The organism is Acidobacteriota bacterium (genome assembly GCA_022340665.1).
GTDB lineage: Bacteria > Acidobacteriota > Thermoanaerobaculia > Thermoanaerobaculales > Sulfomarinibacteraceae > Sulfomarinibacter.
Genome location: JAJDNM010000062.1, coordinates 93,842 through 108,371, shown reverse-complemented (window position 1 = coordinate 108,371; position 14,530 = coordinate 93,842). Strand labels below are relative to the sequence as shown.

General features: G+C 60.6%; 12 protein-coding genes. All 12 read right to left on the bottom strand.

Annotated elements, in window-relative coordinates; all coding sequences use genetic code 11:
- Window positions 1–373: 373 nt before the first annotated feature.
- The gene (locus LJE93_08455) at window positions 374–715 is read right to left on the bottom strand and encodes a transthyretin-like family protein (GenBank protein MCG6948926.1); all 342 of its coding nucleotides are present in this window, start codon (window positions 713–715) and stop codon (window positions 374–376) included.
- Between the two features lie 321 nt (window positions 716–1,036).
- Window positions 1,037–2,878: an acyl-CoA dehydrogenase gene (locus tag LJE93_08450; protein MCG6948925.1), complete on the bottom strand. Its 1,842-nt coding sequence runs from the start codon at window positions 2,876–2,878 to the stop codon at window positions 1,037–1,039.
- 330 nt (window positions 2,879–3,208) lie between these two features.
- A complete protein-coding gene (pnp, locus tag LJE93_08445; GenBank protein MCG6948924.1) occupies window positions 3,209–5,443 on the bottom strand; it encodes a polyribonucleotide nucleotidyltransferase in 2,235 nt (744 codons plus the stop codon).
- 129 nt (window positions 5,444–5,572) lie between these two features.
- Complete coding sequence (gene rpsO, locus LJE93_08440; protein MCG6948923.1) at window positions 5,573–5,842, bottom strand: 30S ribosomal protein S15; 270 nt, start codon at window positions 5,840–5,842, stop codon at window positions 5,573–5,575.
- Between the two features lie 78 nt (window positions 5,843–5,920).
- Window positions 5,921–6,901, bottom strand: a complete 981-nt coding sequence (gene truB, locus LJE93_08435) for a tRNA pseudouridine(55) synthase TruB (GenBank protein MCG6948922.1) — start codon at window positions 6,899–6,901, stop codon at window positions 5,921–5,923.
- The gene (locus LJE93_08430) at window positions 6,898–7,884 is read right to left on the bottom strand and encodes a bifunctional oligoribonuclease/PAP phosphatase NrnA (protein MCG6948921.1); all 987 of its coding nucleotides are present in this window, start codon (window positions 7,882–7,884) and stop codon (window positions 6,898–6,900) included. The genes truB and LJE93_08430 overlap by 4 nt, the downstream gene beginning before the upstream one ends.
- Window positions 7,881–8,288 (bottom strand): 30S ribosome-binding factor RbfA, encoded by a 408-nt coding sequence (rbfA, locus tag LJE93_08425; GenBank protein ID MCG6948920.1) that lies wholly within the window; start codon window positions 8,286–8,288, stop codon window positions 7,881–7,883. Before rbfA ends, LJE93_08430 begins: the two co-directional genes overlap by 4 nt.
- A gap of 11 nt (window positions 8,289–8,299) precedes the next feature.
- Window positions 8,300–8,599, bottom strand: a complete 300-nt coding sequence (locus tag LJE93_08420) for a DUF503 domain-containing protein (protein MCG6948919.1) — start codon at window positions 8,597–8,599, stop codon at window positions 8,300–8,302.
- A 7-nt stretch (window positions 8,600–8,606) separates the two neighbouring features.
- The gene (gene infB / locus LJE93_08415; GenBank protein MCG6948918.1) at window positions 8,607–11,282 is read right to left on the bottom strand and encodes a translation initiation factor IF-2; all 2,676 of its coding nucleotides are present in this window, start codon (window positions 11,280–11,282) and stop codon (window positions 8,607–8,609) included.
- Between the two features lie 6 nt (window positions 11,283–11,288).
- Window positions 11,289–12,737 (bottom strand): transcription termination factor NusA, encoded by a 1,449-nt coding sequence (gene nusA / locus LJE93_08410; protein MCG6948917.1) that lies wholly within the window; start codon window positions 12,735–12,737, stop codon window positions 11,289–11,291.
- The gene (locus tag LJE93_08405; protein ID MCG6948916.1) at window positions 12,734–13,222 is read right to left on the bottom strand and encodes a ribosome maturation factor RimP; all 489 of its coding nucleotides are present in this window, start codon (window positions 13,220–13,222) and stop codon (window positions 12,734–12,736) included. The genes nusA and LJE93_08405 overlap by 4 nt, the downstream gene beginning before the upstream one ends.
- A gap of 330 nt (window positions 13,223–13,552) precedes the next feature.
- Complete coding sequence (locus LJE93_08400) at window positions 13,553–14,527, bottom strand: zinc transporter ZntB (GenBank protein ID MCG6948915.1); 975 nt, start codon at window positions 14,525–14,527, stop codon at window positions 13,553–13,555.
- Window positions 14,528–14,530: the final 3 nt, after the last annotated feature.

Sequence of the window (14,530 nt, the reverse complement as noted above, 5' to 3'; positions counted from 1 at the left end):
CCTTGGGCGCGCCGGCGGGCCTCTGTCGAAGCCGGTTTCGACAGTGCCCGATTGCATTGTCCGACCGAGTAGATGGGTGACAGATAAACCGGATACATAGGTAACACTTTGGGTTGGTCGTCGTCGAGCCTGTGGGAGCTGAGGGAAGAGGGTGTTCATCCCAAGGCGCCGGAGTCTCCACCGCTCAGTCCGCACGGCGACAGCGGCAGCCCCAGGAAACGGTTTCTAGACCGTGCCACATCACGGCCTCACAGACGCATCGTCGACGCCCCAGTCACCTGACGCCGTCGCCGCGTCCTGACCCTGATTGCCGACGCTGGTCCTGTCCCTGCGCCGCTCTTGTGGCAGGAGCGGTGCGGGAGGAGGAAAGAGCTCAGTCCACCTCGACGTCACCGAGGTCCATGATCTCCTCGGCATCGTTCCTGGTCAGCAAGCCGGTGAGCTCGTGGAAGGTCTCGCTCTTGGTGGTCTTGCCGGTGGCGGGGTTGGTGACCCTGACGAAGATGTCAGGCCGTGCCTCGAAGCCGGTGACCTGGCCCTGGAAGTCGTCTGAGCTGAAGGTGACCCTGAAGCGTCCATTTGCATCGGTGGTGGCCTCTCCGAGGAAATCGTCAAAGACCATGTCCTGGTCGTAGACCCGCACGGTCGCACCGGAGACCGGCTGGTGGTCCTGTCTCGAAACAACTCGCGCGGTCACGATCTCCTTGTACGGCATGTCAATCCTCCACAGATGTGTTGAAAGGATGAGCGAGGATCGTCCTCGCCCGGAATCAGAGTGTAGCATTCTCCTGGGCGCCGGGTAATTGAAAGGCCGGACGGCTCTACGGTTCGATGGCCGGACGGCCCAGCGGCAGCTCAGGTCCCACGGGTGGTCTTTTGCTCGCCAATGGAGGCCATCCGGGGGGTCGGATTCGGCTGTGACAGTCGGGAAGCTGTCGTCTGTCTGCCGTCGTGCCGTGACGCCGTTGAGCCGAATTGCCGGAAAAAAAGACCCCTGCGGGCAGCAGGGGCCACCAGGAGGGAGGGGAAAACGCGATCACATGATCGCGTAGAAAGGCGTCTTCTCTCCGGATCGGATAGCGGCGCCTTTGGCGGCCACCGTCGGCAGCGCTCGGTAGGCGAAGTGGATCGCGGTCTGCACCTTGTTGTGGTAGAAGGCCGCTTCCTCGTTGTCCTTGAGGAATTCCTTGTAGGCCTTCTTATCGTCAGTGCCGATGCTGTTCTTCTCGAGGATCGCAGCCAGTTCCTTCTTGGCGAGCACGGCCTGGTCCATCAGGTAGTGGGCTCCGAGTACCGTGCCGACCATGTCGAGGAGTGGTGGCGCGTTGAGAAGGACGAGCTGGATCGCGTCTGGCCGCTTGGTGATCTCCTTGGAGATGGTTTCGATCTGTTTGAGGGCGGCGGCGAGCATCCAGGCCGGCTCCATCATCTCCGGGTCGTTGCGAAGTTTCTTGAAGGTGCCCTCTGCCATGCCCAACAGTTCGCGAATTGTCTGACCGTTGTTCATCGGCAGCTTTCGGGCGACGAAGTCGAGCGCCTGGATGCCGTTGGTGCCCTCGTAGATACAGGCGATCTCCGCATCACGCATCATCTGTTCGGCCGGATATTCTGCGGTGTAACCGTAGCCGCCGTGCACTTGTAGGCACCAGTGAGTGACCTGGACGCCCCACTCGGAGCACCAGGCCTTGCAAATTGGGGTCAGCATCTCGACGTAGCTATGATATCGCTCGCTCTCCTCGCCCTCGGTGAGGCGGGACATGTCGACGTAATAGGCGGTTTGCAGCAGCAACGCCCGCATTGCTTCGACGTATGATTTCGATGACAGCAGCATCCGTCGCACGTCGGGGTGCTCGACGATTGCGACCTGCGGCGCGTCGGGGTTTCTGAGCTCCTTCCAATGTCGGCTCTGGAGCCGCTCGCGCGCGTATCCGAGTGCCTGTTGGTGAGCCGCACCCGCAGCCGCCAGACCCTGCAGCCCGACGTCGATTCGAGCTGCATTCATCAGGTGGAACATCAGTTTCATGCCCTGCAGCTCCTCGCCGAGGAGAAAGCCCTGACAGCCGTCGTTTTGACCGAAGACGAGGGTGCAGGTGGGCGAGCCGTGGATGCCCATCTTCTCCTCGATGTTGTTGGTGAAAACATCGTTTGGCTCGCCGAGAGATCCGTCCGAGTTGACTCTGATCTTCGGAATGATAAAGAGCGAGAGCCCTTTGGTGCCGGCAGGTGCGTCCGGCGTGCGGGCGAGCACCAGATGGATGATGTTCTCGGCGAGATCGTGATCGCCACCGGTAATGAAAATTTTCTCGCCGGAGATCGAGTACGAGCCGTCATCCTGCTTGACCGCCTTGGTCGTCGAAGCGCCAACGTCCGATCCGGCCTGCGCCTCGGTCAGGCACATGGTTCCGGTCCACTCGCCCGAGTAGAGTTTCTCCACGAACAGCGTCTTCTGCTCATCGGTGCCGACACCAGCGATCATGGCGCCTGCACCGCGTGTGAGCATCAGGGTGAGTGACAGTGACACGTTCGCACCGTTGAAGAACTCGCTGACCGCCAGGCCGAGCGTATCGGGGAGGCCCATGCCACCGAACTCCGGATCGGCGAGCAAACCTATCCAGCCACCCTCGCAGATCGTCTGGTATACGGGCTTGAAAGAATCGGGCAGGGTGACCTTGCCGTCGGCGTACTGCGCCCCGATCCGGTCGCCGTCCTCGTTGCAGGGTGCCATCTGCTCCTGTGCGATCTTGAGGCCTTCGGTGATCACCATTTCGACGTTTTCGGCATCCCAGTCGGCGAATTTCTCGTGCTCGAGCATCTCGCCGAGCTTGAGCCACTCGAAGAGCTGGAACTTGATGTCACGCAGGTCGACTTTGTATTCCACGGGAGGCCTCCTTAGGGCAAATGGCTTTCAGTATACGAAAAGTGAATGAACACTCATTCATTCTCTCCGAACTGCGGCAAGAAATCAAGGCATTTTTGTCGCACTGCGGCAATAGGCGCCGAAGGCGCCTTCGATCCCCATTACGCTCCCCATCTCGCTCCTGAAATGTCTCAAATCAGGTCACTTGCACGTAAATATGCTGGATGATCAATCACTCGAGCTCGGGTCATCGAGGCGGCCATCGGGACCGGCATCGGGACCGGGATCGGGATCGGACGCAAGAAACCGGCCTTTCGGCCGGTTTGTGACAGGCGGATATTCGATTCTCGTTCAGTCTCGGCGCGGACGTCGATCCCTTCCCCCGCTACGGCGATTGTCGCGACCACGTCCGCCGCTTGGCCGTCCACCGCGGCGGTTGTCACGAGGCGGGCGGGCGTCGCGCTCTGGAATATCGTCCCCGCGCGCCCGAGCCTCGTCCTCGAGAATGACCCGGCGCGACAGCTTGATGCGGTCGTTGGCATCGATATCGATGATTCGGACCTTGAGTTCGTCGCCCTCGGTGAGAACGTCCCGGATATCCGGGATGCGCTCGAGGGAGAGCTCGGAGATGTGGACCAGGCCATCGTGATTCGGCAGAATCTCGACAAAGGCGCCATAGGGCTCGATGCGACGAACGATGCCGTCGAATTCCTCACCGATCTCCGGCGTCCTTGTGAGGCTCTCGATCATGTGGATGGCCTTCTTCGCAGCATCTCCGTCGGATGTCGCAATCTGCACCGTGCCATCGTCCTCGACGTTGATCTTGGCGCCTGTGGTGTCGACGATATGGCGAATCATCTTGCCACCGGGGCCGATCACGTTGCGGATCTGATCGACGTCAATCTTGATCTGAATGATCCGAGGAGCATACGGCGAGATGTCCTCCCGACCTTCACTGATGGCCTGCGCCATGCTGTCGAGGAGCTGCATTCGACCGACGCGTGCCTGTTCCATCGCCTCTTCGAGGATCTGGCGGCTCAGGCCTTCGACCTTGATGTCCATCTGCAGGGCGGTGATGCCGTTGGCCGTTCCGGCGACCTTGAAGTCCATGTCGCCGTAATGGTCCTCCTGGCCGGCGATGTCGGTCAGGACGCCGTACTTGTCACCCTCCGATACCAGGCCCATCGCGATGCCTGCGACCGGGCTCTTGAGGGGTACGCCGGCGTCCATCATCGACATCGATCCGCCGCATACGGAGGCCATCGATGAGGAGCCGTTGGATTCGAGAATGTCGGATACGACGCGGAGCGTATAGGGAAAGTCCTCGTCGTCGGGTACCACCGGTGTCAGAGCACGTCGGGCGAGGGCGCCGTGGCCGATCTCACGCCGTCCGGGACCGCGCAGAAAACGTGCTTCTCCAACCGAAAACGGCGGGAAGTTGTAGTGAAGCATGAACGACTCTCGGCGATCGCCCTCGACGCTTTCGATGAGCTGGGAATCGTCAGACGTGCCGAGGGTGCAGGTCACGAGGGCCTGGGTTTCGCCACGGGTGAATAGGGCGGAGCCGTGGGTGCGAGGCAGGATGCCGACCTCGCAGGTTACGGGTCGGATCTCGTCGAAGGCGCGGCCGTCGAGGCGCTCGCGCGCTTCGAGAATGGTCTCGCGGGTGATGGCCTTTACCATCGATCCGAAGATGTTCTTGACCCAGGGCGTCTTCTCGTCGGCCTCGTCCTCGGGAAGCTCGGCGATCGCTTTGTCGCGGACCGCATTGACCGCATCCTTCTGTTCGAACTTTCCACGAACCTTGAGTGCTTCACGAAGCTCGTCGGTCCACCGCCCCTTGATCTCTTCCTCGAACTCAGCGGGCCACGGCCTGGGCTCGGGCACGAAATCGTCTTTCACGACGCCGAGCTCGGCCACGAATTCGTGCTGCAGGGCGATGATTTTCTTGATCTCCTGGTGGGCGAGGTCGAGGGCGTCGAGGATCACCGACTCGGAGAGCTCGGTCGCCCCGCACTCGACCATCGCCAGCGCGTCCTCGGTGCCGGCAACCACCAGGTCGAGTTCGCTCCTGGCCAGCTCGTCGAAGGTCGGGAAAACCACCATCTGGCCGTCGACACGTCCAATCCGGACTCCCGCGATGGCCTCGGTGAAAGGGATCTTCTTTGCCATGAGCAGGGCAAGCGACGCACCGGAAATGCCGTAGATGTCCGAGTTGAACTTGTCGTCCGCGGACAACACCCAGGCGATGACCTGAGTTTCTCGGTAATACCCATCCGGGAAAAGCGGCCGTAGACCGCGGTCGATGACCCTGCAGGTGAGGATCTCACGCTCGGTCGGCCGTCCTTCTCGCTTGAAGAAGCCGCCGGGTATTCGCCCGCTGGCGTAGGTGTTTTCGCGGTAATCTACGGTCAGGGGGAGAAAGTCTACACCCTGCCTTTGGCTCTCTTCCGAGCAGGCGGTGACCAGGACTATGGTATCGCCCATACGGACGACGGTGGATCCATCAGCCTGCTTGGCGATGATTCCACTTTCGAAACTGAGGGTCTTGCCGTCGATCTCGACGGTCTTTTTGACGACGTTCATTCTACTTCCATTCTTCAGGCGCGCGTCGCCGGACCCTCTATTCTGCCGCCTCTGCAGCAGTAAGAAGGCCCGATACGCATCTTCCTGAGGTGATTTCTATGTTCTTGGCCTCGGCCTATTTCTGTTCTGTTAGCCTCGGAGTCCGAGTTTTTCGACGAGTTGGCGATAACGGGTGATGTCTTTTGCCTTCAAATACTCGAGAAGGCGGCGGCGACGGCCGACCAGGCGGAGCAGTCCTCGGCGAGAATGGAAATCCTTCTTGTAGACCTTGAAATGCTCTGTCAGGTATTGGATTCGGCGCGTCAGCAGCGCAACCTGCACCTCGGGCGAACCGGTGTCCGTCGGGTGGGTACGAAACTCGTCGATGATTGATGTCTTCTGGGCGTCAAAATGGCTCATTACTTTTTCTTCTCCACATTCCTCCGGTGGCGCAGGAGGCAACGGTACGTTAACAGGATACGGGCTTTATGGCAAATCTCAGGACTTCGATCCGGGTCTAGCTGTGGTCTCGGATGAAGTGCCCAGAACCATCGATGGCGCGATATTGAGGGTTCGGCCGCGGGCCAGAACCGACCTCACGGAGGCGATGCCGAGCAAGTGGTTTTCCGCGTCTCGCACGATGACTTTAGAGTCTTTTTCCAGGTCGCTGGGGCCGGCATTCAGGACCACCACCTCCTGGCCATGAGTGAATCGCTGCACGGCTGCGGGGTTGAGCTCGATCTCCGGAAACGGCAACTCGACCTTCTCGAGCGGAATCCACGCGTCTCCGTTGACGATTTCCTCGGCGCTTTCGGCATTCAGGAGCGTTTCCTGGGAGAGGGCGCGATCTGTTGAATAGGGTCCGATCGCCGATCGATGCAGGTGGTGGAGATGGCCACCACAGCCGAGCGCAGTTCCGATGTCGTGAGCCAACGACCTTACATAAAATCCCGATGAGGTCCTGACCAGCAACGACAGGAGATCATCCCCGGCGGGAGAGAGTTGGAATTCGTGCACTACTACCGTCTTCGGTTCGGGGGTTACCGTTTCCCCGTTTCTCGCCAGTTCGTAGAGCTTCTTCCCGGCGATCTTTTTTGCCGAATAGGGCGGCGGAACCTGCTGGATTTCACCGTGAAAACGCTCCGTTATGCGGTCGAGGGACCCCTGGTCCAGCGGTGGGGGCGTACAGGCGGGCTCGATCACCTCGCCTTCGTTGTCGTATGTGGTAGTGGCGTGACCGAGCTTGATTTCACCCTTATAGGTCTTGTCCCACAACAGGAGAAACTGCTGCAATCGCGTTGCCTGCCCGACGCACAGCAGAAGCAATCCCTCCGCCATCGGGTCGAGAGTGCCGGTGTGACCGATACGACGCTCATGGAGAGCCTTGCGCGCCATGTCGACGACGTCGTGTGAGGTCGGGCCGGCCTTTTTGAACACCGGCAGCAGACCGTGGAAACGAGCCGGGCGTCGCCTGCTCATCCTGTGCACCCGAGAGCGGCGGCGATCGCCGACGCGACCTGAGCTTCGACTTCGGCGAGCTCTCCTTTAACCGTGCAGCCCGCAGCATTGACGTGGCCTCCGCCACCAAATGCGGTCGCCACGCGTCTCACGTCGACGTCGCCGCGTGACCGCAGGCTGACGCGGACGACACCCGCTTCCCACTGCTTGAAGAAGGCAACCGCCTCGACCCCGGCGATAGACCTCGGAATGTTGATGATTTCCTCGGTATCCTCGGGGCCCGCGTTCGATTTCTGGAAGGCCTCCTGGTCGGCGGTGATCAGGGCGAGCTTCCCATCGCACTGGATGCGAAGGGTGCGCAGCGCCTCACCGAGGAGCATCACCGATGCGAGGCTTCGGTTGTTGTGCACCCAGTTTGCGACGCGCGGCGGATCGGCTCCGGCATCGACCATCTCGGCGGCCACGCGGAAAGCACGTCCGGTGGCATTCGAGTACCGGAAGTCACCAGTGTCCGTTGCGAGAGCCGCGAACAGATTCGTGGCCGCATCGGGTGATGGCATTACACCAACCTCACCGTAGAGCTTCCACACCATTTCTCCGACGGCCGGCGCCTCCTCATCGAGGTAGTTCACGACGCCAAACGCCTGGTTTCCGGGATGATGATCGATGTTGAGAATGGGAAGCCTGGTGAGTCCGGCGAAACCGGAGCGTTCGAGGTCCGGACACTCGACCGCAATGACCAGGTCGTACTTCTCGGGGAAGTCCTCGGGCAAGTCGTCTGCGATTCGGATGTGATCAGCTCCGGGAAGCATGCAGAGATTCGTCGGTGTCTCGTCCCGATTGACGATCACCGAGTCGACACCGATCCTTCCGCCAAGCTCTGCGATTGCCAGCTCCGAGCCGATCGCGTCTCCGTCCGGATTGCGATGACAGGTAATCAGGGCCCGATAAGCCTCCTTGAGCATGATTGCGGCATCGTGCGGATCGGAACTGACGTTGCTCATGGCGTGTCCTCCTCATGGCCCTCGTCTCCATCATCGCCCGGGATGAGACCCTCGTCGGAGAGCCTGTCGAAGAGTCGCTCCATACGGTCACCGTACTCGTACGAGGTATCGCGAAGGAACTCGAGGCTCGGAACCACTCGCAGCCGCATCCGCCGGCCGAGCTGCTTGCGCATGAACGACGTAGCCGCAGCGAAGCCGTCACCGGCTTCACGTTCACGCTCGGGATCACCGATCACCGAATAAAAAACTCTCGCTTTCGAGCGGTCGGCGGAGAGTCGAATCGAGGACACCGTGACGTCCTTCAGGCGCGGATCGTTGACCTCCGAGAGCAGCAGGTCCGAGAGAACCGACCTGATCTCGCCCTCGAGACGCGCGTTCCGATCGAAGTTTTTGTTATGAGCCATATTCAGTCCGTTCAACCCTGGATGACGTCGACGTTCCAGCTCAGAACGTTTCCGCTCCAGTTGAAACCGATTGTTTTTTCCACCCGTTGAAGCCGCGCCTCGACATCGACCGGATCGGTCGAGATGGCGCAGATCGCGAGATGTGCCCGTTGGTACAGATGCTGATGCTCCACCTCTATCACCAGAACCTGGTGGCGATTTCTAATTTTTTCAACAATGCTACGAACCGGTGCGCGCTTTGCCTTGAGGCTGCGCGCCTCCGGGATGTGCAGCTCCAGATGCGCTATGCCTATGTAAATATCTCCGCTCAATTGAGCCTCAGAGCTCCGGTGCGATCTCCACCATCCGGTAGGCCTCGATGATGTCGCCGACCTTGATGTCCTGGTACTTGGCCAGGCCAATTCCGCAGTCGAAGCCCTCGCGGACCTCGGACGCATCGTCCTTGAATCTCTTCAGAGAGGCCAGCTCGCCTTCGTAGACCACGACGTTGTCGCGCAGCAGCCTGATTTTCGCCGATCGCGTGATGACCCCGTCGATCACGTGGCAGCCGGCGATAGCACCGATCTTCGGAACCTTGAAGATTTCGCGAACTTCGGCATGGCCGAGTTCTTCCTCTCGGTATTCGGGTTCGAGCAGCCCGACCATGGCTTTCTTGACGTCGTCGACCAGGTCGTAGATCACCGTATAGAGCCTGATATCGACCCGCTCCGTTTCGGCCAGCTCGCGCGCAGTCCGTTCGGGGCGGACCGCGAAACCGATGATGATCGCATTCGATGCGGAGGCCAGCATGACGTCGTTGGTCGTGATCGCTCCCACCGATCCGTGGAGGACATTGATCTTGACTTTGTCGGTGCTGAGGGCGATCAGGGTTTCGCGCAGGACCTCGACCGAGCCTTGGACGTCACCTTTGACGACGACGTTGAGCTCGCGAGTCTCCGACTCGGCGATCTGATCGAAGAGGTTGTCAAGGGACACCTTGCGGGTCGCCAGAAGGCCTTCCTCTCGATCCCGCTGGCTGCGGTAGCTGGAAACCTCGATCGCCTTCGCTTCGCTCTCCGTTGCCTGCAGGATGTCTCCGGCTGCCGGAATGTCCTCGAATCCAGTGATTTCCACGGGATCCGACGGTCCACCAGAATCAATCCGTTGGCCGGTGTCGTCGGCGATTGCACGGACGCGGCCCCAGGTGGATCCGCAGAAGAAGTAATCTCCCACGTCGAGGCGTCCCTGCTGGATCAGCACGGTCGCGACGATGCCGCGCCCCTTCTCCTTGCGTGCTTCGAGGACCACGCCCCGGGCCATTCCTTCGGCCACCGCCTTCAGCTCCTTGAGCTCGGCGACCAACAGGATCATGTCCAGCAAGTCGTCGAGGCCCTGGTTCTTCTTCGCCGAGACGTCCACCGATGGAATCTCACCGCCCCACGACTCGACCAGGACATCGTTCTCGGCCAATTGCTGTTTCACGCGGTCGGGGTTTGCGTTTGCCTTGTCAATCTTGTTGATCGCTACGATCAGCGGAACGTTGGCGGCCCGAGCGTGGGTGATCGCTTCCTTGGTCTGCGGCATGACGCCGTCGTCTGCGGCCACCACCAGGATCACGATGTCGGTCACCTGGGCGCCTCGCGCGCGCATCTGGGTGAATGCCTCGTGACCAGGTGTGTCAACGAAGACGACCGTTCTTCCGTCGGACGCGTCGATACGCGATGCCCCGATGTGTTGGGTGATGCCGCCAGCTTCCTGCTCGGCGACGCGACTCGACCGGATGGCGTCGAGGAGCGAAGTCTTTCCGTGGTCGACGTGGCCCATGACAGTGACCACCGGAGGCCTCGGCTCCTCGGTACCGACCAATTCGGCGCTCTCTTCGCGTTCGTATTCGATGAGGTCTTCGGCGGAAGCGACCATCGCTTCGATTTCGAGGTCCGAACATATCTCTTCAGCCAGCTCATGCGGTAGTGACTGGTTGGCGGTGACCATGACGCCCTTCTGGATCAACAGACCGAGAAGGTCCTTGGCGGTGACATTGAGTTTTTCGGCAAGCTCCCTGGCGGTCACCATTTCCGACAGGATGATCGGTCCTTCCGGCTTTTCGCCGTCCTTGAACTGGATCGTTCTGGTGGGTCGTGGTGGTGCGGCACGGCGCTCCTCGTCCTGCCGGCGACGACGAGCCTTCTTGCTCGGACGTCCGCCGCCGGGGCGTGGCGACGGGCGACCCGCAGGCTTCTGTTCTTCCTGCCCCTTGAGCTTCTGCTCCTCGAATTTGTTGAGCAGATCGCGAATCTCCTTGGCGTCTGCCGCCGCCTTGGCCTTGCGACCGCCAACTTTTTCGGCTGCCTTTTCGGACTTGATTTTTTTTGCGGTCGCCTTCTGGTCCGCGAGACGTTGCCGGATTTCGTCAGCGGTGAGCTCCCGGAGACTCTGCTCGAGAGGGGTCTTGGCGCGTGCCGGACGAACACGCTGGGGCTTCTCCTCGGCGCCCTCGTCATCGCGTTCGGCGGTGATTTCCTCTTCAGTGATCTCGACCGGGGGCTCGAGTTCGATTTCGTCTTCGATGTCGGCCTCGGCCGGTTCTTCGACCATCACCTCAGCTTCGGCGTCTTCCGCCATCTCCGCGCTTTCCTCCACCTCGATGGCTTCTGTGGCGATTTCGGTTTCGACTTCGACAGGTATGGTTTCGAATTCCTCTTCAGCTGGCTTGTCCTCGGTGACGACCTCTTTGATTTCCTTGGAGGTCTCGACGACCTGCCGCTTGCGGCGACGCGCAAGCCGGTCCTTTGCGGACACGGTGCTGGAGGTCTCCTCTTTTTTCTCTCGGCGGACGATCACTTCTCGCGGCCGCCGTTGCAGGGTTTCACCGGTGATGATGGCACGCACCGTCGCCAGATCGAGAGTATCTTCTTCGCTGGCCACTGTGACGCCAATCGAGCGAAGCTTGAAAATCAGCTCTCGCGAGGTGATCCCCATCGTGTGGGCGAGGTCTACAACTCGAAGCTGATCCATGCTGCCTCACTCCTCCCCAACTGTGGACTCCGCCGCATCGGCAAGATTTTCCTCGAGGGTTTCACCGGCCATCTCCAGGAGTTTCTGAGCCGTAACGGGGCCAATCCCGGGGATCGTGGAGAGGCCCTCCGCATCTCGCGCGAGCAGATCCTGGACTGTGTGTACGCCGTGTCCCTCGAGTCGTTCGCGGAGGCGGTCGGTGAGGGTTTCCATCTCTTCGAGCGGGATGATCTCATCGTACGAGATCGTTTCGGTGACGGCCTCGAGCTCGGGCAGCTCCTCTTCCTCGGAGATACCCTCCATTTCCCGAAGCATCGACGCGAGCGCCGATGCGAGCTCGTCCTTCACCGCCTCCTGGCTCTTGATCTCGATGCGGCAGTCCAGCAGCCTGGATGCGAGACGCACGTTTTGTCCCCTCTTACCGATCGCAAGAGATAGCTGTTCGGTGCCGACGATCACGTCGAGCACGACCTCTTTCTTCTCTTCGGTCAGTGGTTCACCGCTCTCGTCGAGAATCGGTTGGCCTTCCTCGTCGCGGAGCACGACCGTTACCGGTTCCTCACGGACCGCGACCCGGTTGATTTTGGCCGGCGAGAGGGCGTTTTGCGCGAATGTGACGAGATCGTTGTTGTACGGGATGATATCGATCTTTTCGCCCTTGAGCTCACGGGTGATGGCCTGGACTCTCGATCCCTTGAGGCCGACGCAGGCGCCGACCGGATCGACGTCGCTGTCCTTCGAAAAGACCGCGACTTTCGCTCGCTCGCCCGGTTCGCGCACGCAGATCTTGATGATTACCGTCCCGTCGTAGATCTCGGGCACCTCCATCTCGAGCAGCTTCTCGAGCAGCATTGGCGAGGTGCGTGAGAGCACGACCTGGGGCCGGTTCGCATCCATGGTCACATCGACCACCACGGCGCGCACCCGGTCACCCTGGCTATACCGTTCGTGTCGCACCTGGTGACTGCGGGGAATAATGCCTTCGGTATCACCCAGCTCGACGATCAGTGCGCCGCGGTCCATGCGTTTCACGATGCCGTTGATCATGTCGCCTATACGGCCGGTGTAGTTCTTGTGAACCACAGCTCGCTCGGCTTCGCGCACCCTCTGGAACAGCACTTGGCGGGCCGACTGCGCCGCGATACGGCCGAGCACCGACGTGTCCAGGGCTTCGAGCTTGACAATGCCGCCGATCTCGGCCGATGGATCGATTGCCCTGGCCTCTTCGAGCGTCATTTCTATCTCGGGGTCTTCGACTTCCTCAACGACATCGCGCGCTGTCCACGATTCCACCTCGCCGGTTTCGACGTTGATGTCGGTGTGCACATTGCGTTCTTTGTAATGCTTTCGTGCGGCCGACGAGATCGCTTCGGCAACCGCGTCGACGAGGGTTTCGGCCTCGATGTCACGTTCCGCGGCCATCTGCCGAACGAGCATGTTGATATCCAGCTTCATGATCCGGCTTTCCCTTTCTTCATGACCGAGGACCAATCCACCTCGAGTCGCGCTTCGAAAATTTCGGCGATTGGAAGATCGATCTCCTCGCCGGAGTCGTCGATGACTCGAACGCAGCCGCCCTTCCGACCGAGGAGCTCACCGACGACCGTCCGGTGATCTCGATATGCAGGCGACATCCGGATCTTCACCCGCTGGCCGGCATGATTCTCGTAGTCCTCGTCCCTGAAGAGCTTGCGGTCGAGCCCCGGGGACGACACCTCGAGCGTGTAACTGTGGCGGATCGGATCCTCGACATCCAACATGGCTGACGCCTGCCTTGAAACAGAAGCACACTGATCGAGGTTGACGCCGTCAGGGCCATCGACCACAAGGCGCAGGATGGTTTTCGGCCCTGTCCCTGCGACCTCGGTCGCGACGAGCTCGAGCCCCTCGTCCGCTACGATGGCGGCGAGCTGATCCTGCAGTTCCTTTTCTAGCTTCATGTTGCTCCTCGCTGCAGAAAAAAAAGTGGGCCTCGGGCCCACTTTCCAATCGAAAGCAGCAGCGGGTTTTATAGCACATAGGACTCTCGGGTGCAAGGAGTTCGAAGGGCCGAAAGGGTCGACGTCCGGCTCGTGTGCCCACCTCTGAGCGCGAACGCGGCGCTGGAAATTGCATCAATCAGATTGCGGGCTGAGGTGTCGGGCTGTGCCTTTGATTAGATCTGGATGTTCGATTTTGGATATTCGATTCGGAGCTGATATCCAACATCCAAGATCAAAAATCAAACATCCTGCATCGATCTTCCAACGTTGGTGGGGGTGGGTGGTCCCTCAAATCCAGCGCAGCCGGCGCAGGACGATGATCTCGATCGCGGTGACTCCCGCGAGTAGAGCACAAACGATCAGAAAACCGGCGTTGCTGTCGGCGCCCGGAATGCCGCCGACGTTGATACCGAGCAGACCTGTGAGAAAACCCAACGGCAGCATGATCGCTGCCACCACCGACAGCATGAACATGTTCCTGTTCATCTGCTCAGACAGCCGGTTCATCAGCTCGTCCTGCACCACCGCAGCCCGTTCACGAATTTCGTCGAGGTCCTCGACGTAATGTATCACCCGATCAGTCACCTCTCGCAGGCGTGCCTTCTGGCGATTGTCGAACCAGGGCGCGTCCTCGGTCTGGATCCTGGTCATGGCATCTCGTTGCGGCGCGAGGTGGCGGCGCAGGGCGATCGCCGTGCGGCGCACGTCGCGAAGTCCGGGGCGGATTTCATGGCTCTCGCCGGTCAGAAGCTGGTCCTCCAGACCGTCGGTGAGATCATCGAGCTCATCAACCACCGGAGCCATCCGATTCACGAGACCCGCAGCGAGCTCCGCCAGGAACTCGGACGAGTTCCGGGGCCCCCTGTCGGCCTGAATGTCCTGATCGATGTCCGCCACCGCCATCACAGGGCGTGCCCGTATGCTGATCACGCGGTTTTCGTCAATCCACAGCCTCACCGCGACCATGTCTTCAGGGTCGGCCCCGGGGTTCAGGTTGACCCCTCGCAGGATCACCAGCAGACCCGTTCCCATTTTGGCCGCTCGCGGCCGCGTTTCCTCCGCGAGGAGGGCGTCTACAACAATGGAGTCCAGGCCACTTTCGTCAGTCAACCACTGCGTGCTCGAGTCGGTTGCGCGATCGAGGTGCAGCCACAGTGAGCCGTCGGCTGGTTCCCATGTTCTGGCACCGTCCCAGTCGACCGGCGTTCCGCCACCATTGCCGTCCAAAACCCAGCCGAAGATCAGCCCGTTCCCTTCGCTCATGAC